We start from the raw sequence: 22,546 nt of genomic DNA on the forward strand, positions 1-22,546 counted from the left end.
GGCGGGGATTTTCAGGAGGCTTGAGGGCATGACTGCAACAGGTAGCGCACAGGCCGTACCGCCAAGCTGGCAGCCGGCTCTCGATGGTGTCCTGTCCGCGCCCGAAGCGCGCCGGCTCGGTGGCTGGCTCAAGGCCGAGGAAGCGGCGGGCAAACGCATCTATCCGCCGCGCGGGAGCCGTCTGCGGGCTTTCGAGCTGACTCCGCTCGACGCCGTCAAGGTCGTGATCCTGGGTCAGGATCCCTACCACGGGCCTGGGCAGGCGCACGGTTTGGCGTTCTCCGTGCCCGAAGGCGTGAAGGTGCCCCCCTCGCTGGCGAACATCTACAAGGAACTGGCCAGCGATTGCGACGTGACCATTCCGCCGCACGGCAACCTCGAGCACTGGGCCAGGCAGGGCGTCCTGCTGCTCAACAATTCGCTGACCGTGCAGGAAGGGCAGGCCGGATCCCACCAAAAGCGCGGCTGGGAGGCGATAACCGATGCGGCCGTGGCCGCCGTGGCCGCCAAGCAGGATCCTTGTGTCTTCCTGCTATGGGGCAGCCATGCGCGCAAGAAGGCCGAGCGGGTGCCCGGTCTCGAGAGCGGCCATCATCTGGTTTTGACGGCGCCGCACCCCAGTCCCCTTTCGGCGCACGCGGGTTTCTTCGGCTGCCGGCACTTCAGCCGTGCCAATGCATTCCTCGAGGCGCACGGGCGCGAGCCGATCGACTGGTAAGGCGATCAGGCCGAGGCGCCAGCCACGGCCTCGTCCATCACGTAATGGCTCATGGCGCCGCCGCTCGTGAGATCGCCGAAGGCCATGCGGAACTTGCCGAAGTCTTCAAGATCCCGGGCGGCCGTATGCGCCTCCATCGAGGTCCACACCACGTTGAAGGTGAACTTCGAAGGATTTTCCACGCCGCGGCCGAAGCGGACCGAGACGACCCCTTCGCAGGCAGCCAGATGCGGAATGCCGGTTTCGCGCATGGCGGCCGCGAACTGATCCTCGGCGCCCGGACGTACTTCGATTTCGGCAATTTCAAGCAACATGTCGTGTCCGTCTCCCTTTGCAGAACGAAACGTGTCGCGGGCGGCGCCAACGGGGTCAAGCGCGTTGGTGCCAAGATCGCAGCGGCGCGGTGCAGGCGCCGCAGCGACCCGCGTCAGGCTGCCTTCGTGATCTGCGGTGCAGCGACAGTGTCATCGACGATGGTGGTGCGGCGCAGCCGCCCGGCGTCCCCAGCTATGTCCGGCCGGTCGCGCCGCATGCGGGTGCGGAACGTGGCCATCATCTTCGTGAGCGCCGCCGCCTCGGCTTCGAGACTGCGAGTCGCAGCGGTCGTCTGTTCGACCATTGCTGCGTTCTGCTGCGTCATCCGGTCCATGTCGTTCACCGCATTGCCCACCTGCTGCAGATCGCCGGCCTGTGCTCGCGCCGATTCGGCCATGGTCGTGATCAGGCCATGCAGGTTGTCGACGCGCCCCACGATGTCGCCGAATTTTTCGCCGGTCTGCCCCACCAGCGCCACACCCGTGCTGACCTGGTCCGCGCTCTTGGTGATCAAGTCCTTGATGTCCTGTGCAGCATCGGCCGAGCGCTGGGCCAGCTCGCGCACTTCGTTCGCCACCACGGCGAACCCCTTTCCGGCATCACCCGCCCGTGCCGCTTCCACTCCGGCATTGAGGGCAAGCAGGTTGGTCTGGAACGCGATGCCATCGATCATGTCGATGATGGAGGCAATTTCGCGCGCGGAATTTTCGATGGCAGCCATCGCGTCGATCGCATGGCGCACGACATCGCCGCCTTCGCTGGCGTGCTGCTGCGCCTGCGTGATCGTTTCCTGGGCGACACTGGTGCTTGCCGCGGATTCGTTCACGCGCACGGTGACCTGCCGCATGGCGGCTGCGGTTTCTTCGAGGCTTGCTGCCTGTTGCTGATTGCGCAGGGCCAGATCGTCCGACGCCGCGCGAATTTCCGAGATGGAATTCATCACGCTGGACGTGCCCACCCGGACCGAGCCCATGGCCTTGGCGAAGGCATCGAGCGCGGCATTGTAGTTGCGGCGCAGGGCATCGTATCCCTCGGCAAATTCCTCGTCGATCCGGAATTCCAGGTCCTTCGATGCCAGTTTGTCGAGCCCGACCGAAAGCACTTCGACAACCTGCTCCTGCTCCTTGCGCGCCTTCTCGCGAGCCAATCCCGCATTGCGGAACACGTCCATGGCCCTTGCCGTCGCGCCGAATTCGTCCTTGCGGTCGAGACCACGGACAGTGACCTGGAAGTTCCCTGCAGCGAGGCTGTCGATGGTGCGACTGGTCTCGTCGAGCGGGTCGACGATCCGGCGGCGGATGAAGGAAGACCCCGCCTGTACCGCGCCGATGACGATCACGGCGACGATGGCGGCAAAGGAAAGATAGGCCGCGACCATGAGATTGTCGCTCGCCATTTCCCGCTGATTGAAGGCTCGGGACATCGCGACGAGCTTCATCACCTCCTTGCGCTGTCGCTGGAAGATCGGGGTGAGATGCCGATTGAGGACAAGGTCGATCTGCCTGCGCTCACCGCTTTCGATTGCTGGTTCGAGATGCTTGTCGACGGCATCGAAGAACTGCTGGGCCACCGAGATGGTCGCGTCCAGTTGGCGGCGCATCTCTGCCGGTACCGGCGCCTTGGCCCAATAGGCCCTGCGCTCGTTGAACTCGGCCTGGATGTCGCGGATTCGCCGCAGGTCGTCGGGGCCTGATTCGGGGTTGGCGGCTGCCAGGGACGCTTCGAGATAGGGCTCCACCACGAAGGCAGGCGGCGGCAGGATATCCGCGAGCATTTCGTCGTTGAGCGAATGCTTGCGTTGGATGGGGCCGCCGAAACGGATTTCATAGATGACGAAGGCAGTCGCCAGCATGGCCAGCACTACAAGGGCGGTGAGGATCCGGCTTCCGATCCGGGTTTGCTGTTTAATCATGTCCGTCGCTGTCCTGTGGGGATGATGCCTGATGCGCGGACGAAGTGCCCCGGCGATGGTGAAGGCAGCTTGGGCAAAGGACTACAGGGAAACCCTGAGGGGGAAGGCCGAGTGTGCCAAGGTGTCGCGGAGGATGTTGAAAAACAACAAAAAATAGGGCGGCGGGATCTTCGCCCGCCGCCCTATTGTTGCAGCCTTTTAACCGATATGTGCAGTTGTCAGCGCGGCAGTTTGCTGGCGCCCATCAGGGCCTCGTCGACAGAGCGGGCGCACTGGCGGCCTTCGCGGATGGCCCAGACCACCAGCGACTGGCCACGGCGCATGTCGCCGCAGGCCCAGATCTTCTCGTCGCTGGTCTGGTACTTGTCGGTATCGGCCTTGACGTTGCCGCGCGCATCGAGGTCGACGCCCGACTGGTCGAGCATGCCGGCCTTGCGCGGACCGAGAAAGCCCATGGCGAGGAGGATGAGGTCGGCCTGAAGCGTGAATTCGCTCCCCGGCACCTCGTGCATCTTGCCGTCCTTCCACTCGACGCGCACGCATTCGAGGCCCTTGACGTCGTTGTCGCCGACGACGCGCTTGGTCAGTACGGCCCAGTCGCGATCGCAGCCTTCCTCGTGGCTGGAGGACGTGCGCAGCTTGAGCGGCCAGAACGGCCAGCTCATGGCCTTGTTCTCGTGCTCGGGCGGCTTGGGCATGATCTCGAGCTGGGTCACCGAGGCGGCACCCTGGCGGTTCGAGGTGCCCACGCAGTCCGAGCCGGTGTCGCCGCCGCCGATCACGATGACGTGCTTGCCGGTCGCAGTCAGCGTGCCGCGCGGGGCGGCGCGCATTTCATCGTCGCCCGCGTTGCGCTTGTTCTGCTGCATGAGGAATTCCATCGCCAGGCGCACGCCCGGCAGCTCGGCGCCGGGAATGTCGAGACGACGGGCATCTTCCGCACCGCCGGAAAAGACGATGGCGTCGTAGTTTTCCTTCAGCGAGTTCACCGAAACGGAAACGCCGACTTCGACCGATGTCTTGAACACCACGCCTTCGGCTTCCATCTGCGCCGCGCGGCGGTTGATGAGGTGCTTCTCCATCTTGAAGTCGGGAATGCCGTAGCGCATCAGTCCGCCGACCCGGTCGTTCTTCTCGAACACCGTCACCGAATGGCCGGCGCGGGCGAGTTGCTGCGCGCAGGCGAGGCCAGCCGGGCCCGAGCCCACGACGGCGACGGACTTGCCCGTCTTCTGCGCCGGAATCCGCGGCGTGATCCAGCCTTCCTGCCAACCCTTGTCGACGATCGCGCATTCGATCGACTTGATCGTCACCGGCTGGTCGATGATGTTCAGCGTGCAGGCTGCCTCGCACGGGGCGGGGCAGATGCGGCCGGTGAACTCGGGGAAGTTGTTGGTCGAGTGCAGGACTTCGAGCGCGTTGCGGTAATCGTCCTCGTAGACCAGGTGGTTCCAGTCCGGGATGATGTTGTTGACCGGGCAGCCCGTATGGCAGTGGGGCACGCCGCAGTTCATGCAACGCGATGCCTGGTCCTTGAGCGCCTCCGCCGAAAGCGGAACGACGAATTCCTTGTAGTTCTTCAGTCGGTCATCGACCGGACCATAAGTGCGGTCCTTGCGGTCGAGTTCGAGGAAGCCGGTTTCCTTGCCCATCGTGTCTTGATTCCCGATCTTATTCTGCAGCCACGGTAGCGGCTTCGAGCCGCTCGGCTTCGAGTTGCTTGAGCGCCTTCGCGTAGTCGCGCGGCATCACCTTGACGAACTTCGTGACGGTGTTGTCCCAGTCGTCGAGCAGGGCACGGGCCCGCCTGGAGCCGGTGTGCAGGTGGTGGCGTTCAAGCAGGACGCGGATACGTTCGGCATCGTGCCGCAGCATGTCGCCCATGCCCAGGTCGTTGACGCTGCTGGTGCGCTGTTGCGGCCGGCCGAGGCCCTCGTCCTCGTCCGGTTCGGGCGCGATCCGGATAAGGTCGACCATGGCGTGGTTGCACAGCTTGTCGAATTCGCCGTCCTCGTCGAACACGTAGGCGATACCGCCCGACATGCCCGCCGCGAAGTTGCGGCCCGTCTTGCCCAGCACCATCACCACACCGCCGGTCATGTATTCGCAGCCGTGGTCGCCGCAGCCCTCGACGACCGCGATGGCGCCGGAGTTGCGAACGGCGAAACGCTCGCCGCCGACGCCGTTGAAGTACGCCTCGCCGGAGATCGCGCCGTAGAGCACGGTGTTGCCGACGATGATGTTGGTCAGCGGGTCGCGGTTCACGTGGTCGGGCTGGCGCACGATCACGCGGCCGCCCGACAGGCCCTTGCCGACGTAGTCGTTGGCATCGCCGGTCAGGTCGAGCGTGACGCCGTGGGCGAGCCAGGCGCCGAAGCTCTGGCCGGCCACGCCGGTCAGCTTCACGTGGATGGTGTTGTCGGGCAGACCCTCATGGCCGTAACGCTTGGCGACTTCGCCCGAGAGCATCGCGCCGACCGTGCGGTTGACGTTGATGATCGGCTTCTCGATGCGCACGGCCTCGCCCTTTTCGAGCGCGTCCGCGGAGGCCGCGATCAACTCGTTGTCGAGTGCGTTCTCGAGCCCGTGGTCCTGCGTCTCGCTCCAGTTGAGCGAGGGGCTGTCACCCTGCGGGGCCTGGTAGAGGATGCGCGAGAGATCGACGCCCTTGGCCTTCCAGTGCGCGATCGCCTTCTTCATGTTGAGCCTGTCGACGCGGCCGACCATTTCGGCAACCGTGCGGAAGCCCAGCTCGGCCATGATCGCGCGCAGTTCTTCGGCGACGAAGAAGAAGTAGTTGATCACGTGCTCGGGCTGGCCGGTGAAGCGCGCGCGCAGGACCGGGTCCTGGGTGGCGACGCCGACCGGGCAGGTGTTGAGGTGGCACTTGCGCATCATGATGCAGCCCGCGGCGATCAGCGGTGCGGTTGCGAAGCCGAACTCGTCGGCACCGAGCAGCGCGGCGACGGCCACGTCACGGCCCGTGCGCAGGCCGCCGTCGGCCTGCACTGCGATACGGCTGCGCAGATTGTTGAGCAGCAGCGTCTGCTGGGTTTCGGCAAGGCCGATTTCCCATGGCGAGCCGGCGTGGGTGAGCGATGTCAGCGGCGAAGCGCCGGTGCCGCCTTCGTAGCCGGAGATCGTCACGTGGTCCGCGCGGGCCTTGGAAACGCCCGCGGCAACCGTGCCGACGCCCACTTCGGACACCAGCTTGACCGAGACGCGCGAGGTCGGGTTCACGTTCTTGAGATCGTGAATGAGCTGCGCGAGGTCCTCGATCGAGTAGATGTCGTGGTGCGGCGGCGGCGAGATCAGGCCGACCCCGGGAGTCGAGTGCCGGGTCTTGCCGATAATCTTGTCGACCTTGTGCCCGGGCAGCTGGCCGCCCTCGCCGGGCTTCGCGCCCTGCGCCATCTTGATCTGGATGTCGTCGGCATTGACGAGGTACTCGGTGGTCACGCCGAAGCGGCCCGAGGCGACCTGCTTGATCGACGAGCGCATGGTGTCGCCGTTGTCCAGCGGCTTGAAGCGCTTGGGATCCTCGCCGCCTTCACCGGTGTTCGACTTGCCGCCGATGCGGTTCATGGCGAGCGCCAGCGTGGTGTGCGCTTCCCAGCTGATCGAGCCGTAGCTCATCGCGCCGGTGGCGAAGCGCTTGACGATCTCGCTCGCGGGTTCGACCTCGTCGATCGAAATCGGCGTTTCGGCCGGCACGAATTCCATCAGCCCGCGGATCGTGAGCATGCGCTCCGACTGGTTGTTGATGGTCTCGGCGAAGGCCTTGTACTTCTCGGGCACGTTGCCGCGTACGGCGTGCTGGAGGTTGCCGATGTTCTCGCTCGTCCAGGCGTGCTCTTCGCCACGCACGCGCGAGCCGTAGATGCCGCCGACATCGAGCATGTTGGCGTAGATCGGGTTGTCGCCATAGGCCGCGGCGTGGCGGCGCACGGTCTCTTCCGCGATTTCCTGCAGCCCGGCGCCCTCGATGGTGGTGGCTGTCCCGGTGAAATACGTCTCGACGAAGCTGCTCGACAGACCGACCGCGTCGAAGATCTGCGCGCCGCAGTAGGACTGGTAGGTCGAGATGCCCATCTTGGACATGACCTTGCGGATGCCCTTGCCCACTGCCTTCACGTAGTTCTTCGCCGCGTCCTCGGCCGAGATCGGCATGTTCTTGCGAACGCGGATTTCCTCGATCGTCTCGAACGCGAGGTAGGGGTTGATGGCTTCGGCGCCATAGCCTGCCAGTGCGCAGAAGTGATGGACTTCGCGCGCTTCGCCGGTCTCGACGACAAGCCCGGTCTGCATGCGCAGACCCTGACGCACGAGGTGGTGGTGCACGGCTGCGGTCGCCAGCAGGGCCGGCATCGGAATGCGATCCGGGCCCTGAGCGCGGTCGGACAGGATCAGGATGTTCTTGTCCGCCAGCATCGCTTCGGTGGCGGCCCAGCACATTTCCTTGATCGCCATTTCCAGACCCTCGGCGCCACTCTCGGCGTCCCAGGTCATGTCGATCGTCTCGGTGCGGAAGGCGCCGTCGAGCGCGGCTTCGACCGAGCGGATCTTGGCCAGACCCTTGTCGGTGAGGATCGGCTGGCTGACTTCCAGACGCTTGTGGGTGCCGGCGTCATGGCCGAGCAGGTTCGGGCGCGGTCCGATCATCGAGACCAGGCTCATCACCAGTTCCTCGCGGATCGGGTCGATCGGCGGGTTGGTGACCTGCGCGAAGTTCTGCTTGAAATAGTCGTAGAGCAGGCGCGGCTTGTTCGACAGCACCGGGATCGGCGTGTCGGTGCCCATCGACCCGATCGGATCGTCGGCATTCATCGCCATCGGCTCGAGGAAGCGATAGGTGTCTTCCTGGGTGTAGCCGAAGGCCTGCTGGCGATCGAGCAGGGTGGTGTCGGACTCAGGCAGAGGATCGAGCTCTTCCTCGATCACGTCGAGGTCTTTGAGCATGTACTGCGCCTGGTCGAGCCACTTCTGGTAGGGCTCCTCCTCGGAGAGCTTGGCCTTGATCTCCTCGTCCTCGATGATGCGGCCTTCCTCGAAGTCGATCAGCAGCATCTTGCCGGGCTGGAGGCGCCACTTGCGCACGATGTTGTCTTCCTTGATCGGCAGCACGCCGCTTTCGGAAGCCATGACGCACAGGTCGTCGTCGGTGACGAGGAAGCGCGCGGGGCGCAGGCCGTTGCGGTCGAGCGTGGCGCCGATCTGGCGGCCATCGGTGAAGGCCACGGCGGCGGGGCCGTCCCACGGCTCCATCAGCGCGGCGTGGTATTCGTAGAACGCGCGGCGCTTAGGATCCATCAGCGGATTGCCGGCCCAGGCCTCGGGGATGAGCATCATCATCGCGTGGCACAGCGAATAGCCGCCCGCGAGCAGCAGTTCAAAGGCGTTGTCGAGGCAGGCGGTGTCCGACTGGCCGTGCGGGATCAGCGGCCACATCTTGTCGAGGTCGGCGCCCAGCAGGTCGCTTTCCATGGTGCGGCGGCGCGCGTTCATCCAGTTCACGTTGCCGCGAACGGTGTTGATCTCGCCGTTGTGCGCCATGAAGCGGTACGGGTGCGCCAGCTTCCAGCTCGGGAAGGTGTTGGTCGAGAAGCGCTGGTGGACGAGGCCGAGCGCCGAGACGAAGTCGGGGTCGCGCAGATCGTCGTAGAACGAGCCCACCTGGGTCGCCAGCAGCAGGCCCTTGTAGACGATCGTGCGGCTGGAGAAGCTCGGCATGTAGAGTTCGGTGAGGCCGGGCAGGTCGTGCTTCACGGCCAGCGCCTCGAGCGGATTCTGCGTCTGCTTGCGGATTGCCATCAGCTTGCGCTCGAAAGCGTCCTGATCGGCGCAGGTCGGGCCGCGGCCGACGAAACACTGGCTGATGACCGGCATCGATTCGATCACGGTCTTGCCGAGGCCGTCGAGCGTCACCGGCACATCGCGCCAGCCAAGAAGGACCTGGCCTTCCTTGGCGATGAACTTCTCGAACTTGGCGACCACGAAATCGCGTGCGGCCTTGTCCTGCGGCAGGAAGCACATGGCCACCGCATAATCGCCGGCGGCCGGCAGATCGACGTTGGCGCCCTGCGCCCACTTGCGGAAGAGCTGGTCGGGAATCTGCGTCAGGATGCCTGCACCGTCGCCCAGCAGCGGGTCGGCGCCCACCGCACCGCGGTGGTCGATGTTTTTCAGGATCTCCAGGGCCTGCGTGATAATGGCATGGCTTTTCTGCCCTTTGATGTGGGCGACGAAGCCTACACCGCAGGAGTCATGTTCGTTACGCGCATCGTAAAGGCCTTGGGGCTTAGGAAATCCCATCGATAATATTCCGTCCTGTCATTTTTACCGGAGCACACCAGGCGTGCTGAACGACGCGCACGAATCGTGCGGCGTCTCCCACGCGACGTAAGCGGCCCCAAGGTCCCCTTGCCGTTTGACGGTCCATTTTGCAACCGCGAACGCTCCCGGCGCGCAGGAATCAACGCGCGGGCGACGGAAATTTCGCCATTTTATTATCAAAACCCCGCCCGGATCGACCGGACGGGGTTCTGTGTCCCTAGCAAATTGCGCAGGTGGTTGCCTTCAGGCGGCGCCGCTCATGCGTTGCAACGTGGCCAGAGCGGCGCGAAGGGCCTTTTCCGTCTCCTCCGGATCCGTCTTGTCCGGTGCATCGAACGGGCGTTGCTGCTGCACCTCAGGCTGCCCTGCCGCCGGTTGGTCCTGTGCAGGAGGGGGGGACTCGGCTGCCTTTTGGAACGGCACGGCAAAAGGCGCCTCGCGCGGATCGTCGCCCGGGAAGATCACCACCGGCTGGATATCGCCCTCGTCTTCGGGTTCATCGATCCGTACGAACTGCTGCGGCGCCTTTTCACGGCCGCCCAGCGGGCGCGAGAGATCGAGCAGGGACGAGTACCCTTCCTCGAGCACGCGGCTTTCCTCGTCTTCGGATTCCTCGTCGTCCTCGAAGCCGTCATCATGCGAGAAGGCGTTTTCGGGCGCTGCGAATGCCGGCTTCTCTTCACCTTTTCCGGACGGCGCCAAGCCGATGTGTCGAGGCGGGATGTAGCCGGGCAGCGAATCGTGATCCTCGTCCTCGGCAAAGTCCCCGAGATCGACCGGACGCAACGCCGCGGGAATGCGGGGCATCACGGGTTCGGTGAGAGGTTCGGTCTGCTCGACGTCGTCCTGGGCAGTCTCCGCTTCCAGCGGCTGCGGATCGCTCGCCGTTTCCGGAGCCGGATCGATTCGCGGCGCGGCAAAGGGCAGGGGCTCCGCCGTTTCGGGTTCGAAGGTGTTTTCCTCCGCCTCGAGGACCGGTTCCGGTTCGTCGATGACGGCGTTCTCGACGACTTCGGCAAGGATCGGAGCCGGCGCAGGGGCCGCGGCGGCAAGCCGGGCGTGCTCGCGTCGCTGGGCCATGGCAAGCCCAAGCCGTTCGAGCAACTCCACCGGAGAAAGCTCGTCCAGTTCGGCCGATGCGATTCGTTCGGCTGCCGTGTTTTTTCCGCTCGCATGCAGGCACGGGGCGTCGTCGTCGTCCGCTTCAGACGTAGTTTCGACCGAAATTTCGGCCCCATCCGGCGATGCCGCTTCCGAGCGGGCTTGCTCTGCGGGGACGAAGGCCGCGACGGCGGTTTCGCCGTTGGTTTCCCGCTGCGGTTCGTTCTCGTTGTCGCCGCCAAGGCGCGGCAGTCCGGCCACGTCGGCAGGTGTCGCCGAGGGCGCTGCGAAGGGCGGAGCGCCCTCCCCGTCGCCAGTTGGCGCCTGCGCCTCCTTGCGATCGCCGATACCGCGGGAGAAATTCTCGAACAGGCTGTTGCTGAGCCCTTCTGAGGCGTGCGGATACTCTCGCGGCGCCGGTGTTTCTAATGCGGATTCGACAAGAGTGTCGTCGCCGGCGTCCGATGGGGATTCGCATTCCGCAGCAAACGGCGCGTGGGACTCTTCTGCCATCGGCTCGGAATCAGGAGTATGGCTATCGTCTTCGACGGTAATCGCCGCCGCATCGATGGACTCGCTCTCCTGCGGATGGCCGTTCACGGCTGCGTCGACAGCTTCGACGTCCGCCGGCGTTGCGCTTGTGGAAGCCACCGCGATGGACAGTGCGTGCATGGGTTCCGCCGGTTCTTCGTAACCGTTGAGATCGAATTCGGCGATGTTCAGGATGCGGGTGTCGTGACCGGGCACGAGGGCTCGCTCACCGTCGTCTTGCGCTTCCTCGCCAGGTTCGCAGGCCAGAGGTCGACGCCGTTGGGCCGATTTTTCCGGTTCGCGCGCAGTCTCGTTCTCGGCCGCGACCGGCGTCATGCTGCGACGCCTTTCGGGCACCTCGGGTTTGCTGCGGGCCAGTCTGCGCCCTGCCAACGCGCCGATCAGCCCACCCAGAATGGTCATGGTCAGGGCGATGAGAATGCGCGTCGTCGTGCCTAACGGCGCAGCGGCCATCGGAATCACGCGGTCGATGCCTAGCGCGCCGACGGCGTGTTCGATCATGGCCGTGGGCAGGGCCACGCTGGCAAGGCCGAACAAGGCGCCGAACCAGAGGGCGACAATTGCGGGAAAGAGGGGGTGCCGCGTTATCGGCTGGTTTCCGCCCGACGTGCTACGGTGTTGCTCGGACACTCTGTCTTCATCCCATCTTGTACCGGGGAGGCCTGCGCCGCGCGCTCAAGCGGCGGCAACGATGCCTCGAGGAAGGGATATGTGTGACAGCATTTGGTAAACGTCTTGATAACGTCCGGCGTTGGTGCGCCAATCGTGCCTCGTTTCCACGTGGTTGCGGCCGGCGGTGCGATAGCTGTTCCAATGAACCCTGTCGGCAAGCAGGCCGGCCAAGGCGGCGGCACATGCGGCCGGGTCGTCCGGCGCAAACAGCGTCCCGGTCTTGCCGTCGGCGATCAGTTCGCGGTGCCCCCCGACGTCGCTCGCCGCCACGAGCTTGCCCTGGGCCATGGCCTCGAGCGGCTTGAGCGGTGTGACGAGGTCGGTCAACCGGCTGCGCTTGCGGGGATAGGCCATCACGTCGCACAGAGCGTAATAGCGTTCTACTTCGTGGTGCGGGACCCGACCGACGAAGCGAATCGCGTCTGCGGCAGGGGAATTTTCGGCCTGGGCACGCAGCGCAGCTTCCCGGGGGCCGCCGCCCACCAGCAGCAGGCGCGCATCCGCATGACGGGCCACCAGTGCGGGCATGGCCTCGATCAGGACATCCAGGCCTTCGTAGTCGTAGAAGCTGCCGATGAAGCCGATCACCGGGCAGGACTTGCCGCCGGTCTCGAAGCCGAGGTCGCGAGCCAGCGCCGCATCGCGGTCTGGCGGCGACCCGAAAAGTGACAGGTCGACGCCGTTGGGCATGACGGTGATCTTGCTTTCCGGCGTGCCGCGATCGACCAGGTCCCGGCGCAGTCCCTCGCAGATGGTGACCACGGCATCGGCCCTTTGCACGACGCGGCTCTCCAGAGCGCGCGTCAGGCGATAGCGCAAGGAGCCTTCGCTGCCGGTGCCGTTGCCGACGGCGGCATCTTCCCAGAAAGCGCGGATCTCATAGACCAGCGGCAAGCCGTGCCGGCGCGCCACACGCAAGGCGGCCTGGCCGCAAAGCGCGGGCGAATGCGCATGCAGGATGTCGGGCCGCCAGTCGCGCACGACGCTTTCGATGCCTTGTGCGAACCGGCCGATCTCGCGCCATTCGCGCCATCCCGGTGGCCCGCTCACCGACCCTTCGGTGCGATGGAACCGGAGGCCGTCGGCTTCCTCCACGCACGGGCCACCGGCAGTATGACGCAGGCCGGTCACGCCCCTAACCTCGAATCCCAGGGCCTGTTGCGCCTTGAGGATGGCACGCGTGCGAAACGTGTATCCACTGTGCATCGGCAGCGAGTGGTCGAGAATGTGCAGGATGCGGGTCATGATTGCGAAGGTGTAGCCAGCAAGGCTTAACGCCGCGTCAACCCCGTGGTGATAGTGCGGCGGAAATGGTCGACATTCTCGCCCTTGCCGTCAGCCACGGGCTGCTCGCGCTCGCCGTCTGGCGGTTGCTTTGGCGCGACGATCTCTATGATGAAACGGACACGGGCCGGAAGGACGGGCCCGATGCTTAATCTGGCTTTCACCGGTTTTTTCCTCTTTCTCCTGCTGGCCGGCTTCAAGCGTCCGTTCGTCTGGCTGCTGCTCTATCTCTACGTGGACATCGTCCAGCCCCAGGTGATTACCTGGGGTTTCCTTTCGCACGTGCCGGTTTCGCTGATCGCTTTTGCAGCGGCGTTCACCGGGTGGCTCCTGTTCGACAGGAAAGAGGATTCGCGGTTCACGCTGCGTCAGGGGCTGCTGGTGCTGCTGTTGCTCTATTGCGGCTACACCACGATCACGGCCGTCTATCCCGAGGACGCGCCGGAAAAATGGGGATGGGTCTGGAAGGCACTCCTCTTCGCGATTTTCATGCCGCTCACGTTGCGCACGCGCCTGCGGATCGAGGCTGTCGCTCTCGTCATGGTGCTCGCGGCCAGCGCGCTGGTGATCGACGGCGGCATCAAGACCGTGGGCGGCGGCGGCGGCTACGGCACCTTGCGGATCTTCGTAGACAGCAACAGCGGCCTGTTCGAAGGGTCGATCATTTCTGCCGTGGCCATATCGATCATCCCGATCGTCGTCTGGCTGGCCAGGCACGGGACCGTCTTTCCCAGCGACTGGCGAGTATGGACTTTCGCCGTCGCGCTGATCTTTGCTTGCTCGCTGATACCGGTCGGCACCCAGGCCCGCACCGGCCTCGTATGCCTCGCGGTGCTGTGCATGCTCTACCTGCGAACCGCCAGGCACCGCTTTCTGATTGCCGGAAGCATGGCGCTCGTGGCCGTCCTGGCGCTCCCGTTCCTGCCGCATTCCTTCCTGAAGCGCATGAACACGATCGAGAACCACCAGTCCGACCAGTCTGCTAGCACACGCCTCGCGATGTGGGCGTGGACATGGGATTACGCCAAGCAGCATCCGTTTGGCGGCGGCTTCTATGCCTATCAGAGCGCCGTGGTGAAATACGACACTTATGTCGCCAGAACGAGCGGCAGCACGACCATGGTCGAGGCGACGCCCGTGGTGGAAAAGGGGCGAGCCTACCACTCCAGTTATTTCGAAATGCTGGGTGAGCAGGGCTACCCCGGCCTGGCGCTGTGGCTCGCGCTGCAGTTCTCCGGGGTCGTGCAGATGGAACTGATCCGGCGCAGGTGGAAAACGCGCACCGGCCAGAACGAGGCATGGGTGGCGCCTCTGGCCAATGCCCTGCAGCTTGCCCAGATCGTCTACATGGTCGGGTCGCTGTTTGTCGGCATTGCCTTCCAGCCCTTCATCCTGATGCTGATCGGCCTGCAGTGCGGCTTGTGGAGCTATCTCAAGCGGATCGGCAATCCGTCCCGGCCGCCGGTTCGCCAGGGTCCGCGCCGCATGCAGGTGAAGCCGGTATCCGATCCCGTCCCTGCCGCAAAAGCGCCGTTTTCCCGCAAATCGGTTTCCGTTCCTTAACCTTTCTCGTTTGCCGCCGTTTTAGGATTGGTCGCTGTGCTGCAATTCGGCGCGGGCGAGCAACGGGTCAGGGGGCAGTTCGGAAATCCGGACCCGATTGCGCGTTTACGGCAAATTAACCTTTAACCTTCATTGGTCATATGGTTAATTCACGGCAATCTCCGTTGCGACGACGTTACCGTCGCGGAATTCTGGGGCAAAAGGGGGACACCCAATGCGAGTGCTGCTGATCGAGGACGAACCGACCACGGCCCGGGCAATCGAGCTCATGCTGACGGCCGAAGGCTTCAATGTCTATTCGACGGATCTGGGCGAAGAGGGCCTCGATCTCGGCAAACTGTACGACTACGACATCATTCTTCTCGACCTCAACCTGCCGGACATGCACGGTTACGACGTCTTGAAGAAACTGCGTGTCGCCAAGGTGCAGACGCCGGTGCTTATCCTTTCGGGCATTTCCGAGATGGACAGCAAGGTCCGCTCGTTCGGCTTCGGTGCCGACGACTACGTGACCAAGCCGTTCCACCGCGAAGAGCTGATCGCCCGCATCCATGCGGTCGTGCGCCGTTCGAAGGGCCATTCCCAGTCGGTTATCCGCACCGGCAAGCTGGTGGTCAACCTCGATGCCAAGACGGTCGAGGTCGATGGCGCTCGCGTGCACCTGACGGGCAAGGAATACGCGATGCTCGAGCTGCTTTCGCTGCGCAAGGGCACCACGCTGACCAAGGAAATGTTCCTCAACCACCTCTACGGCGGCATGGACGAGCCCGAACTCAAGATCATCGACGTCTTCATCTGCAAGCTGCGCAAGAAGCTCGCGCATGCCTGTGGCGGAGCCAACTACATCGAAACCGTCTGGGGCCGCGGCTACGTGCTGCGCGATCCGGACGAGGCTGCAGAAGCGGCCTGATCCAGGCTCGTTCCCTCGCTGGGGATCGAGACGGCTCGCCCTTCGGGGCGGGCCGTTTGCGTTTTGGCCATGCATTCCGTGCGGCATTGACCGGGGCGTCCTTCGCTGCCAGTGCGCCGCGCCATGACTGCGCACAAACCCGGTGATCCGACCACGCTCAATCGTCTCTACGGCCGCGCCAAGGGCAAGCCCCTGCGCGCGGGCCAGCAGGCGCTGGTGGACAATCTCCTGCCGCGCATCGCGGTACCGGAGGAGGGGCCGGTCACGGCCGAGCGCCTCTTCGGCCAGCCCTGTCCGCTCCATTTCGAGATCGGCTTCGGCGGCGGCGAGCACATGGCGCAGCGCGCCGACATGCTGCCCGATCACGGTTTTATCGGCGCGGAACCGTTTCTCAACGGCGTCGCCCAGGCGCTGACGCACATCTCGGGCGACAATGGCGCCCACCCGCCGATCGGCAATGTGCGCATCCACCACGGCGATGCCCTGGAAGTGCTGGCGCGCATTCCCGACGGCGCGCTCTCGTTTCTCTACCTGCTCCATCCCGATCCCTGGCCCAAGGCCCGCCACGCCAAGCGGCGGATGATGAACGACGGGCCGGTCGATATGTTCGCGGCCAAGCTGAAGCCCGGCGGCGAGTTCCGCTTCGGCACCGACCACCCGGTCTACGTGCGCCACGCGCTGATGGTGATGCAGCGCCACGGGCATCAGTTCGACTGGCTCTGCGAAAAGCCCGCAGACTTCCAGAAGCGTCCCGGCGGCTGGCCCGAAACCCGCTACGAGGCAAAGGCGCGCGCGGTCTACGGCCACGAGGTCTGGTACTTCCGCTACCGCCGCAAGTAGGCGCTACCCGCGCTTCTCAGCACCGCTTCGACCTATCCCCTTCGCCCCGGCGTTCGCCGGGGCGGTGGCATTGCGTCAGCTGAAACGTTTGATGCGCGTCAATGGCAGCAGACCGCTTCCGGCGAAGGATGGCGCCACATGATGGCGGGAATCGCCCGCGCTCATCCGGATAAGGGAGTTGGAAATGCAAAAAGATGATATGGTGGTGATCAGCACCGACGATCATATCTGCGAGCCGCCGACGCTGTTCGACAACCAGCTGTCTGGCGAACTGCTCGCTTCGGCGCCCAAGCTCAAGGTCGACAGCGACGGCAAGAACTTCTGGGAATACCAGGGCTATATCCGTCCGTCGGTGGGCCTCAACGCCGTCGTCGGCCGCCCGTTCGAGGAATACGGCATGGAGCCGACCTCGCTCGATCAGCTTCGCGACGGCTGCTACGACGTGCATGCGCGCATCGACGACATGGACGTGAACGGCATTGCCGCCTCGATGTGCTTCGGCAACTCGATCGGCTTCGACGGCCAGACCTTCCACAAGGCACCCGACAAGAAGCTCTCGCTGCGCCACATGCAGGCCTACAACGACTGGCATTATGACGAGTGGTGCATGGCCTATCCCGGCCGCTTCATCCCGATCGGCATCTTGCCGACCTGGGACCAGCAGGCGACCGTCGACGAGGTCAACCGCCTCGCCAGGAAGGGCTTCAACGTCGTCTCGATGAACGAGAACCCGACGGTTCAGGGTCTGCCGTCGATCCACAACGACTACTGGGATCCGATCTTCAAGGCGATCACCGACAACGACATGACCATCGCCTGCCACATCGGCTCGGGCAATCCGGCGCCGCATGCCTCGATGGAATCGCCGATCGAGGCGTGGATCTCGACGATGCCGATGTCGGTGGCGCAGGGCGTGTCGGACTGGCTGCAGCTCGAGGAACTGCACAAGTATCCGAACATGCGCATCATCGTCGCCGAAGGCTCGATCGGCTGGGTGCCCTACCTGATGGAACGTGCCGACTTCTCGAACTGGCGCCACAAGGCCTGGACCCGCTCGCGCTTCCAGGACGTGAAGCCCTCCGAGCTGATGAAGCGCCACTTCTGCCACTGCTTCCTGTGGGATCCCTATGGCCTCAAGAACCTCGACGAAGTGGGCGTCGAAAACGTCACCTACGAAGTCGACTATCCGCACTCGGACGCGCTGTGGCCCGATGCCGCAGAGCTTCTGTGGGAGCAGGTGAAGGATCTGTCGGACGAATACATCGACATGATCACCCACAAGAACGCGATCAAGTGGCTCAAGCACGATTCGCTGTTCGAGAACTTCAAGCGTGAGGAGATCAACGTCGGCGCGTTGCACGCGCAGGCCGCCGCCAAGGGGGTCGACACCGCGCCGAAGTCCTCGGGCGGTTCGGTTCCCAGCACCGAGACGCGTCCGGTCACCTCGGGTGACGTCATGGAAATGTTCAAGGCCCACGCCGAAAAGCGGGCCAAGGAACAGGAAATGGCCTGACATGCCGTAAAACGGTTCCGGTAAGTCATTGCCGGGTTCAGGGAGCGCCGTGCGAAGGGATCCGTCCTTCGCACGGCGTTTTTCGTGCGGCTGTCATGCGCCGGACGGCAATATGAATCGCTTGGCGCAGGCTTCGGAGCGCAAGCGCTTGTCGTGCCGGGCAGGGCCGCACTAAGCCTTCATCCATAACATCTGGCCGATGCTGGCCTGGCAAACAGGAGGGGCAGAATGAAGTGGATATGCTGGAACAGGCTGTGGGCCTGGGGTCTTCTGGTAAGTTCCTCGGCGGGTGCGGCCCTGGCGGGGCAGGTAATTCCAGGCGCGGTTCCCGCACAGGCTGCACCGGTTGAACGGGAAGACGATGCCGGGTTCGCCATCGGTTTGCGCAGGGCAAGCTGGGTGGATACGGCCCGGAAAATAAGGCCCAACGGTGATTTTCCGGGCTCGGATACGCGAAGGCTCGACGTCATGATCTGGTACCCGGCGACGGACGGGGCTGGTGGCAGAGAACCGGCGGGTGACGTGGTGCTTGAGGACGCGCCGCCAGCGGCAGGCCGGCGGCCTCTGCTCATCTACAGCCACGGCACCAATGGCCGGCCCGACAACGCGATGGGCATTGTGCGGGCGCTTGTGCGACACGGCTACGTCGTGGCTGCTCCGGCTTATCCGCTGTCTTCACTTGCGGCTTTCACCCACATTCGTATGACCGATGTCTCGGATGTTGCTAATCAGGTAAAGGACATTCACTTCCTGCTCGATCAGTTGCTGGCCGATGCGGTGACCGGTCCGGTGATCGACCCCGGCGCGATAGGCATCTATGGCCATTCGCTCGGTGGGGTGACGTCCTATTTTACCGTATATGGAAGGCAGATCCGCGACCCGCGTGTAAAGGCGGTGGCAATGCTCGGTGGCGGTGATCCCGTCCAGACCGCGCTGGCCAACGACATGGGGCTGTGGGGTACCGGTTATGCCGAAGTGGCGGTGCCGGCCCTTTTCCTCAGCGCCGACAAGGATGTCTTCAGCCGCATGACCGGACGCCCGTTCGCGGCCTACGAGCGGGTGGAAGGGCCAAAGACCGAAGTGTTGATCCATGGGGGCGTTCACGTCTGGTTCCGGGATGAGGAGGCGTGGCCGTCAGATCACAGCAACCCCGATTGCCTGTTTTTTTCCGCAACATGCCTGGCGTGAAGATACCGGGATGCGATGACCGCGCGCCATTGATCGGCCCGCGTCGCCAGCAGGCGATTACTGTGGCGGCTTTGCGTGATTTCTTTGATTCTGCTCTTCGGGGAGATGCCCGGGCAAAGGCCCGGTTGCATGCTTTGGATGGCATGGACCCGGCGGTGACCGTAAGGTTTGATGACCAATAAGCCGGCAGGCCGCGTGCCGATCAGAAGAAGGGCAGCGGCGCCTTGGCCAGGATCAGCGCCATGGCGCAGCCGGCGACGATCAGCGAACGCAGCGCATCGAGGGGCGATGCGTGCGGGGCGCGGTGTGCGGCAAGGGCAATGACTTTGGCCATGCCGCCAAGGATGCCCCCGATTCGGTTGCAAACCGGTTAAAACGGGAAAAGGCCTCCGCGAGGGACGGAGGCCTTTCCCGCCAATGGCCCAAGGGGGTCGGCCCTGGCAAAACCTTTACGGACGAGCGTTATTCCATCTCGTCGGCAGCTTCGTTCAAGGCATCTGCGCGTTCGTCGCCGATGTCGTCGACCCGTTCGGCACGGGCGTTGAGTTCGTCTTCGCGTGCATCGGTCGTTGCTTCGTCGGCCATCTGTTCCAATTGCTCGGCACGTTCATCGCCGAGGTCCTCGACGGCGTCCGCGCGTTCTTCCAGGGCGTCTCCGGTCTCTTCGACCGCCGAGTCCTGGCCGCAGGCACCCAGCATGGCGAGCGCCGGCAAGGTCGTAAGCATGACGAACTTCTTCATGAGATTTCCTCCTGTTGTCTTACGGCCACTTTTTGGCCGTGTCTGTGATCGACGCTCGGTATGCAGCGCGATCAATTCGGCGTGCGCGCGCTTGCGCGGGCAGCGCTGAACTCTTCGGGAGAGAGGTAGGTGTCCGCGTCCTTGTCGAAGTAGAAGAAGGTCTGGCCCGCTTCGTTGATCTGGTCCTGGGTCGTGTAGGGACGCGTCTCGTCGTTTGGCTTCGGCTCCGTCGGGTCGGAGCGAACTGCCCAGATCGCATATTCTGCAACGGACAATTGTCCGTCGTCGTTGCGATCGAGAAAGGCGAAGTCCATGGCGCTGCGCGGACGAAGCGGGGACGAGGAAACACCAGCGTTGTCCGGTGCGGCGGTATCGTTCTGGTCACTTCCGGCGTTCATGGCGGACCCGTCGCTGGCGGTGCTCGTTGTTGAACCGCCGCTGCCACCGGGCGCCTCTCCCGAGGAACCGGAACCGGTCGCGGCTTGGGTCGATCGGCTCGCGGAGGGGCTCTCGGCCTGCATCGCGGCGCGGTTTTCGTCATACTCGCGCACTGCGGCCTCGCGATCCATCGCATCGAAGGCGGCCTGCTGCTGTTCGTTCATGTCGCCGGCGACGGGATATCCTTCGTCGCTGTCGACGATCTCGTCGACATCGTCGATCGGCGTGTTTTCTACATCCTGAGAATCGCATGCCGACAATGTGAGCGCCACGGCGACCATCGGTAATGTAAAGTGGCTTTTCACGGCCTTCTCCTGCCAGTGTCCGTCCTTCGTTGTGCGTTGTTAATGTCCCCAACGGCTCAGCGGGCCGATGGTTCAATAAATTTCCCGCCGTTTTGCGAAAAAGCTGTCGAACCATTGGAATATTGGCGGGGGAAACTTCACTATTGCGAAGCCTGGCGATGCGAAGGACAGATCCGGGCGAACATCGCGCGATGATCCGATCCATTATCCGGCAAGACTTCGAAGGCATTCAACTCGATATTGCCCTTGAGCATCAGCTGATCGAGCGGCCAGCCGATCGGAACCAGCCCGGCCGGGAAGGTCGGATAGCTGCCCCGCCCGATGCGGGGATCCTTCCAGCCGCCGGTTTCCCGGAATTTCGTTGTCGTTCGCGACCATGGCACGTCGTTGAAGTCGCCCGTGACGAAAGCGTCGGGAAGGCGATCCGGCGTGCGAATTCCGGCTCTGACAATGCTGCGATCGCGGAGCTGCGTGTTCCAGCCGGGCAACGGCGGCTTGGGATGCAGGCCGATGAACTCGACAGGTGGAAAGCCCGAAGGCTGGAGCGTCGCGTAGAGCGTGGGCGTGTCGCGATAGGTGTTTTCGACCAGATTGATTCCGGCCACCGGCAGGCGCGTGGCGAAGACCAGTCCAAAGCCCTTGGGCTGCGGATGCCGCCGGACGAAAGGATATCCGGCCAGGAGCGCGTCGAGCCGATCGATCCAGGTCCGGTCGGTTTCCATCAGGAAAAGGACATCCGGATCGTATTGCCGCACCTGGGCCGCGATCCTGCCGTAGTCCTTGTTCTTCACCTTCACATTGGCGGCCATTGCCGTGAAGCAAGTCGGGGCATGCGCCCGCGAATCGGCAAGCTGCAATTCTTGCCCGGCAATCGACCAGTAGGGCCAGACGCGCCAGATATTGATCGCGGCCACCAGCCCGAGCATGAAGACCGTTATCCACCGCAGCCGACTGCCCGCGACGATTGCAAGGACCAGTACGACGGCAGCCGCATAGACCAGCAGCTCGCGCACCATGTCGACCGGGCGTATGAACCATGCGTCACTGGGAATGAGCGACACAAGCGTGGCCAGGAGTGTGATCGCGGCCAGACCACAAACCGCGACTGCCAGTTTATTCATCCTCTATCCCCTCGTCTTCCGACACAATGGACGGCAACGCGGAGAGGTTCCGGTTTCGGGTCGTTGTGACATACGCGCGCCAAGGCCTTCGCGTCGCCTTTGAAGGGCGGATGCGGGGCGGAAGCCGCGTTCCGCCCCTTCTTTGTCGTTACTTCTTCTGCCCGATTGCAAAGCCGCGCATGTCGATGGATGGCGTCAGGATGTACCAGCCATAGGCCATCTCGGCGCCTTGCGGGCCGAACAATGCGCCGGAAAAGGCGCTGTCCGTAGTGTCGGCGAACGTGCCGGAAAACCCCGGACCGCCGGCATCCAGCATGCCGGTTCCGGTGAATGTCCCAAAGTCGACCGGTGTGCTCGTCGTGTCGCCATTCAGCAGCCCGGCAAGCGTCAACGACGTATCGACGGTGCCCGCGCCGAAGTCGATGGAGAAAGTCCCGGTGGAATGGCCGTTCAGACTATACGCCGTCCCATCGGATGTTCCGCCGCCGCCGATGAAGGCGTCGTATGTTGCGGTGCCGGTGGTTGGTACGTCGCTGGCAAGTGTCGGTACACCGCCAACGGCCAGGTTGATGGTCTGCGTGTTGTTTTCGATGTGGGTCCAGCTGGCAAGAACCGTGTAGGACATCGTTACGCCGTTGATTTGCGGACGAAACAACACGACGCCGTCGAAAACACCGCCGGAGTTGTGATTGTAGACGGTCTGGTTTGCGGTGGAATGCGTTTCGTCGATGTCACTCGGGTTGATCGTCACTTCCAGCCCCGCGGGCGATGTCAGTGTGTAGGTGTCCGTGCCTGCCTGGTAGTCCAGTGTAACGCCTTCGCCGAACTTGTTGGACGAAGAGGTGCTGGGCGAACCCAGCTGGGCTGTAATGCCTGCGGACTGGAACGTCTGGTCCCCGACCAACTCGTCAATCGTTTCATAGCTAGGCGCAGGTGTCGGTGTGGGTGTCGGTGTAGGCGTGCTGTTCACGTCGCCTCCTCCGCCGCATGCCGACAGCGCCAGTGCCAGCGCCAAAGTCCCTCCCAGGCGTATTTTCATT

18 protein-coding genes are annotated in these 22,546 nt (G+C 64.0%); 7 read left to right on the forward strand and 11 right to left on the reverse strand.

Annotated elements, in window-relative coordinates:
- Positions 1-28 precede the first annotated feature (28 nt).
- A complete protein-coding gene (ung, locus tag LK12_RS05060; protein WP_039280471.1) occupies positions 29-718 on the forward strand; it encodes a uracil-DNA glycosylase in 690 nt (229 codons plus the stop codon).
- 5 nt (positions 719-723) lie between these two features.
- Here ung and LK12_RS05065 read toward each other — a convergent pair whose 3' ends face one another.
- From LK12_RS05065 to LK12_RS05090, 6 genes are all read right to left on the reverse strand, one after another.
- Positions 724-1,032 (reverse strand): antibiotic biosynthesis monooxygenase family protein, encoded by a 309-nt coding sequence (locus tag LK12_RS05065; RefSeq protein ID WP_039280473.1) that lies wholly within the window; start codon positions 1,030-1,032, stop codon positions 724-726.
- 113 nt (positions 1,033-1,145) lie between these two features.
- On the reverse strand, positions 1,146-2,945 hold the full coding sequence (locus LK12_RS05070; RefSeq protein ID WP_052223191.1) for a methyl-accepting chemotaxis protein: 1,800 nt from the start codon (positions 2,943-2,945) through the stop codon (positions 1,146-1,148).
- A 218-nt stretch (positions 2,946-3,163) separates the two neighbouring features.
- Positions 3,164-4,597 (reverse strand): glutamate synthase subunit beta, encoded by a 1,434-nt coding sequence (locus LK12_RS05075; RefSeq protein WP_039280475.1) that lies wholly within the window; start codon positions 4,595-4,597, stop codon positions 3,164-3,166.
- A gap of 19 nt (positions 4,598-4,616) precedes the next feature.
- Positions 4,617-9,257, reverse strand: a complete 4,641-nt coding sequence (gene gltB / locus LK12_RS05080; RefSeq protein WP_039280477.1) for a glutamate synthase large subunit — start codon at positions 9,255-9,257, stop codon at positions 4,617-4,619.
- A 264-nt stretch (positions 9,258-9,521) separates the two neighbouring features.
- Positions 9,522-11,561 carry a hypothetical protein gene (locus LK12_RS05085; RefSeq protein WP_156135408.1) on the reverse strand — a complete coding sequence of 680 codons (2,040 nt, stop codon included), beginning with the start codon at positions 11,559-11,561 and terminating at the stop codon, positions 9,522-9,524.
- A gap of 45 nt (positions 11,562-11,606) precedes the next feature.
- The gene (locus LK12_RS05090) at positions 11,607-12,848 is read right to left on the reverse strand and encodes a TIGR04063 family PEP-CTERM/XrtA system glycosyltransferase (protein ID WP_039280481.1); all 1,242 of its coding nucleotides are present in this window, start codon (positions 12,846-12,848) and stop codon (positions 11,607-11,609) included.
- Positions 12,849-12,913: 65 nt separating this feature from the next.
- Here LK12_RS05090 and LK12_RS25275 point away from each other — a divergent pair, with 65 nt between their 5' ends.
- The 6 genes from LK12_RS25275 (at position 12,914) to LK12_RS05115 (ending at position 18,901) form a co-directional block, all read left to right on the forward strand.
- A complete protein-coding gene (locus LK12_RS25275; protein WP_269430643.1) occupies positions 12,914-13,039 on the forward strand; it encodes a hypothetical protein in 126 nt (41 codons plus the stop codon).
- Positions 13,032-14,450, forward strand: coding sequence for a putative O-glycosylation ligase, exosortase A system-associated (locus LK12_RS05095; protein ID WP_052223192.1), 1,419 nt, complete (start codon positions 13,032-13,034; stop codon positions 14,448-14,450). The genes LK12_RS25275 and LK12_RS05095 overlap by 8 nt, the downstream gene beginning before the upstream one ends.
- 214 nt (positions 14,451-14,664) lie before the next feature.
- Positions 14,665-15,360: a response regulator transcription factor CtrA gene (gene ctrA, locus LK12_RS05100; protein WP_007688003.1), complete on the forward strand. Its 696-nt coding sequence runs from the start codon at positions 14,665-14,667 to the stop codon at positions 15,358-15,360.
- A 123-nt stretch (positions 15,361-15,483) separates the two neighbouring features.
- A complete protein-coding gene (trmB, locus tag LK12_RS05105) occupies positions 15,484-16,200 on the forward strand; it encodes a tRNA (guanine(46)-N(7))-methyltransferase TrmB (protein WP_039281454.1) in 717 nt (238 codons plus the stop codon).
- 184 nt (positions 16,201-16,384) lie between these two features.
- Entirely contained in the window at positions 16,385-17,713 is a 1,329-nt protein-coding gene (locus tag LK12_RS05110; RefSeq protein ID WP_039280484.1) for an amidohydrolase family protein, read from the forward strand.
- A 228-nt stretch (positions 17,714-17,941) separates the two neighbouring features.
- Positions 17,942-18,901 (forward strand): alpha/beta hydrolase family protein, encoded by a 960-nt coding sequence (locus LK12_RS05115; RefSeq protein ID WP_039280485.1) that lies wholly within the window; start codon positions 17,942-17,944, stop codon positions 18,899-18,901.
- Between the two features lie 202 nt (positions 18,902-19,103).
- Here LK12_RS05115 and LK12_RS25280 read toward each other — a convergent pair whose 3' ends face one another.
- The 5 genes from LK12_RS25280 to LK12_RS05135 all read right to left on the reverse strand — a co-directional run bounded on the left by LK12_RS25280 (position 19,104) and on the right by LK12_RS05135 (position 22,545).
- The gene (locus LK12_RS25280) at positions 19,104-19,235 is read right to left on the reverse strand and encodes a hypothetical protein (RefSeq protein ID WP_269430645.1); all 132 of its coding nucleotides are present in this window, start codon (positions 19,233-19,235) and stop codon (positions 19,104-19,106) included.
- Between the two features lie 128 nt (positions 19,236-19,363).
- Positions 19,364-19,642, reverse strand: a complete 279-nt coding sequence (locus LK12_RS05120) for a hypothetical protein (RefSeq protein ID WP_039280486.1) — start codon at positions 19,640-19,642, stop codon at positions 19,364-19,366.
- A 71-nt stretch (positions 19,643-19,713) separates the two neighbouring features.
- The gene (locus tag LK12_RS05125) at positions 19,714-20,385 is read right to left on the reverse strand and encodes an EF-hand domain-containing protein (protein ID WP_231568251.1); all 672 of its coding nucleotides are present in this window, start codon (positions 20,383-20,385) and stop codon (positions 19,714-19,716) included.
- A gap of 140 nt (positions 20,386-20,525) precedes the next feature.
- Complete coding sequence (locus LK12_RS05130; RefSeq protein WP_039280489.1) at positions 20,526-21,506, reverse strand: endonuclease/exonuclease/phosphatase family protein; 981 nt, start codon at positions 21,504-21,506, stop codon at positions 20,526-20,528.
- Positions 21,507-21,654: 148 nt separating this feature from the next.
- Positions 21,655-22,545 (reverse strand): HupA family protein, encoded by an 891-nt coding sequence (locus LK12_RS05135; protein WP_156135410.1) that lies wholly within the window; start codon positions 22,543-22,545, stop codon positions 21,655-21,657.
- Position 22,546 lies beyond the last annotated feature (1 nt).

The organism is Novosphingobium malaysiense (assembly GCF_000802225.1).
Taxonomy (GTDB): domain Bacteria; phylum Pseudomonadota; class Alphaproteobacteria; order Sphingomonadales; family Sphingomonadaceae; genus Novosphingobium; species Novosphingobium malaysiense.

Bases quoted from the DNA above. Each gene is read 5' to 3' on its own strand.
- ung (WP_039280471.1), top strand. From the start codon at position 29: ATGACTGCAACAGGTAGCGCACAGGCCGTACCGCCAAGCTGGCAGCCG.
- LK12_RS05065 (WP_039280473.1), bottom strand. From the start codon at position 1,032: ATGTTGCTTGAAATTGCCGAAATCGAAGTACGTCCGGGCGCCGAGGAT.
- LK12_RS05070 (WP_052223191.1), bottom strand. From the start codon at position 2,945: ATGATTAAACAGCAAACCCGGATCGGAAGCCGGATCCTCACCGCCCTT.
- LK12_RS05075 (WP_039280475.1), bottom strand. From the start codon at position 4,597: ATGGGCAAGGAAACCGGCTTCCTCGAACTCGACCGCAAGGACCGCACT.
- gltB (WP_039280477.1), bottom strand. From the start codon at position 9,257: ATGGGATTTCCTAAGCCCCAAGGCCTTTACGATGCGCGTAACGAACAT.
- LK12_RS05090 (WP_039280481.1), bottom strand. From the start codon at position 12,848: ATGACCCGCATCCTGCACATTCTCGACCACTCGCTGCCGATGCACAGT.
- LK12_RS25275 (WP_269430643.1), top strand. From the start codon at position 12,914: ATGGTCGACATTCTCGCCCTTGCCGTCAGCCACGGGCTGCTCGCGCTC.
- LK12_RS05095 (WP_052223192.1), top strand. From the start codon at position 13,032: ATGCTTAATCTGGCTTTCACCGGTTTTTTCCTCTTTCTCCTGCTGGCC.
- ctrA (WP_007688003.1), top strand. From the start codon at position 14,665: ATGCGAGTGCTGCTGATCGAGGACGAACCGACCACGGCCCGGGCAATC.
- trmB (WP_039281454.1), top strand. From the start codon at position 15,484: ATGACTGCGCACAAACCCGGTGATCCGACCACGCTCAATCGTCTCTAC.
- LK12_RS05110 (WP_039280484.1), top strand. From the start codon at position 16,385: ATGCAAAAAGATGATATGGTGGTGATCAGCACCGACGATCATATCTGC.
- LK12_RS05115 (WP_039280485.1), top strand. From the start codon at position 17,942: ATGAAGTGGATATGCTGGAACAGGCTGTGGGCCTGGGGTCTTCTGGTA.
- LK12_RS25280 (WP_269430645.1), bottom strand. From the start codon at position 19,235: ATGGCCAAAGTCATTGCCCTTGCCGCACACCGCGCCCCGCACGCATCG.
- LK12_RS05120 (WP_039280486.1), bottom strand. From the start codon at position 19,642: ATGAAGAAGTTCGTCATGCTTACGACCTTGCCGGCGCTCGCCATGCTG.
- LK12_RS05130 (WP_039280489.1), bottom strand. From the start codon at position 21,506: ATGAATAAACTGGCAGTCGCGGTTTGTGGTCTGGCCGCGATCACACTC.
- LK12_RS05135 (WP_156135410.1), bottom strand. From the start codon at position 22,545: ATGAAAATACGCCTGGGAGGGACTTTGGCGCTGGCACTGGCGCTGTCG.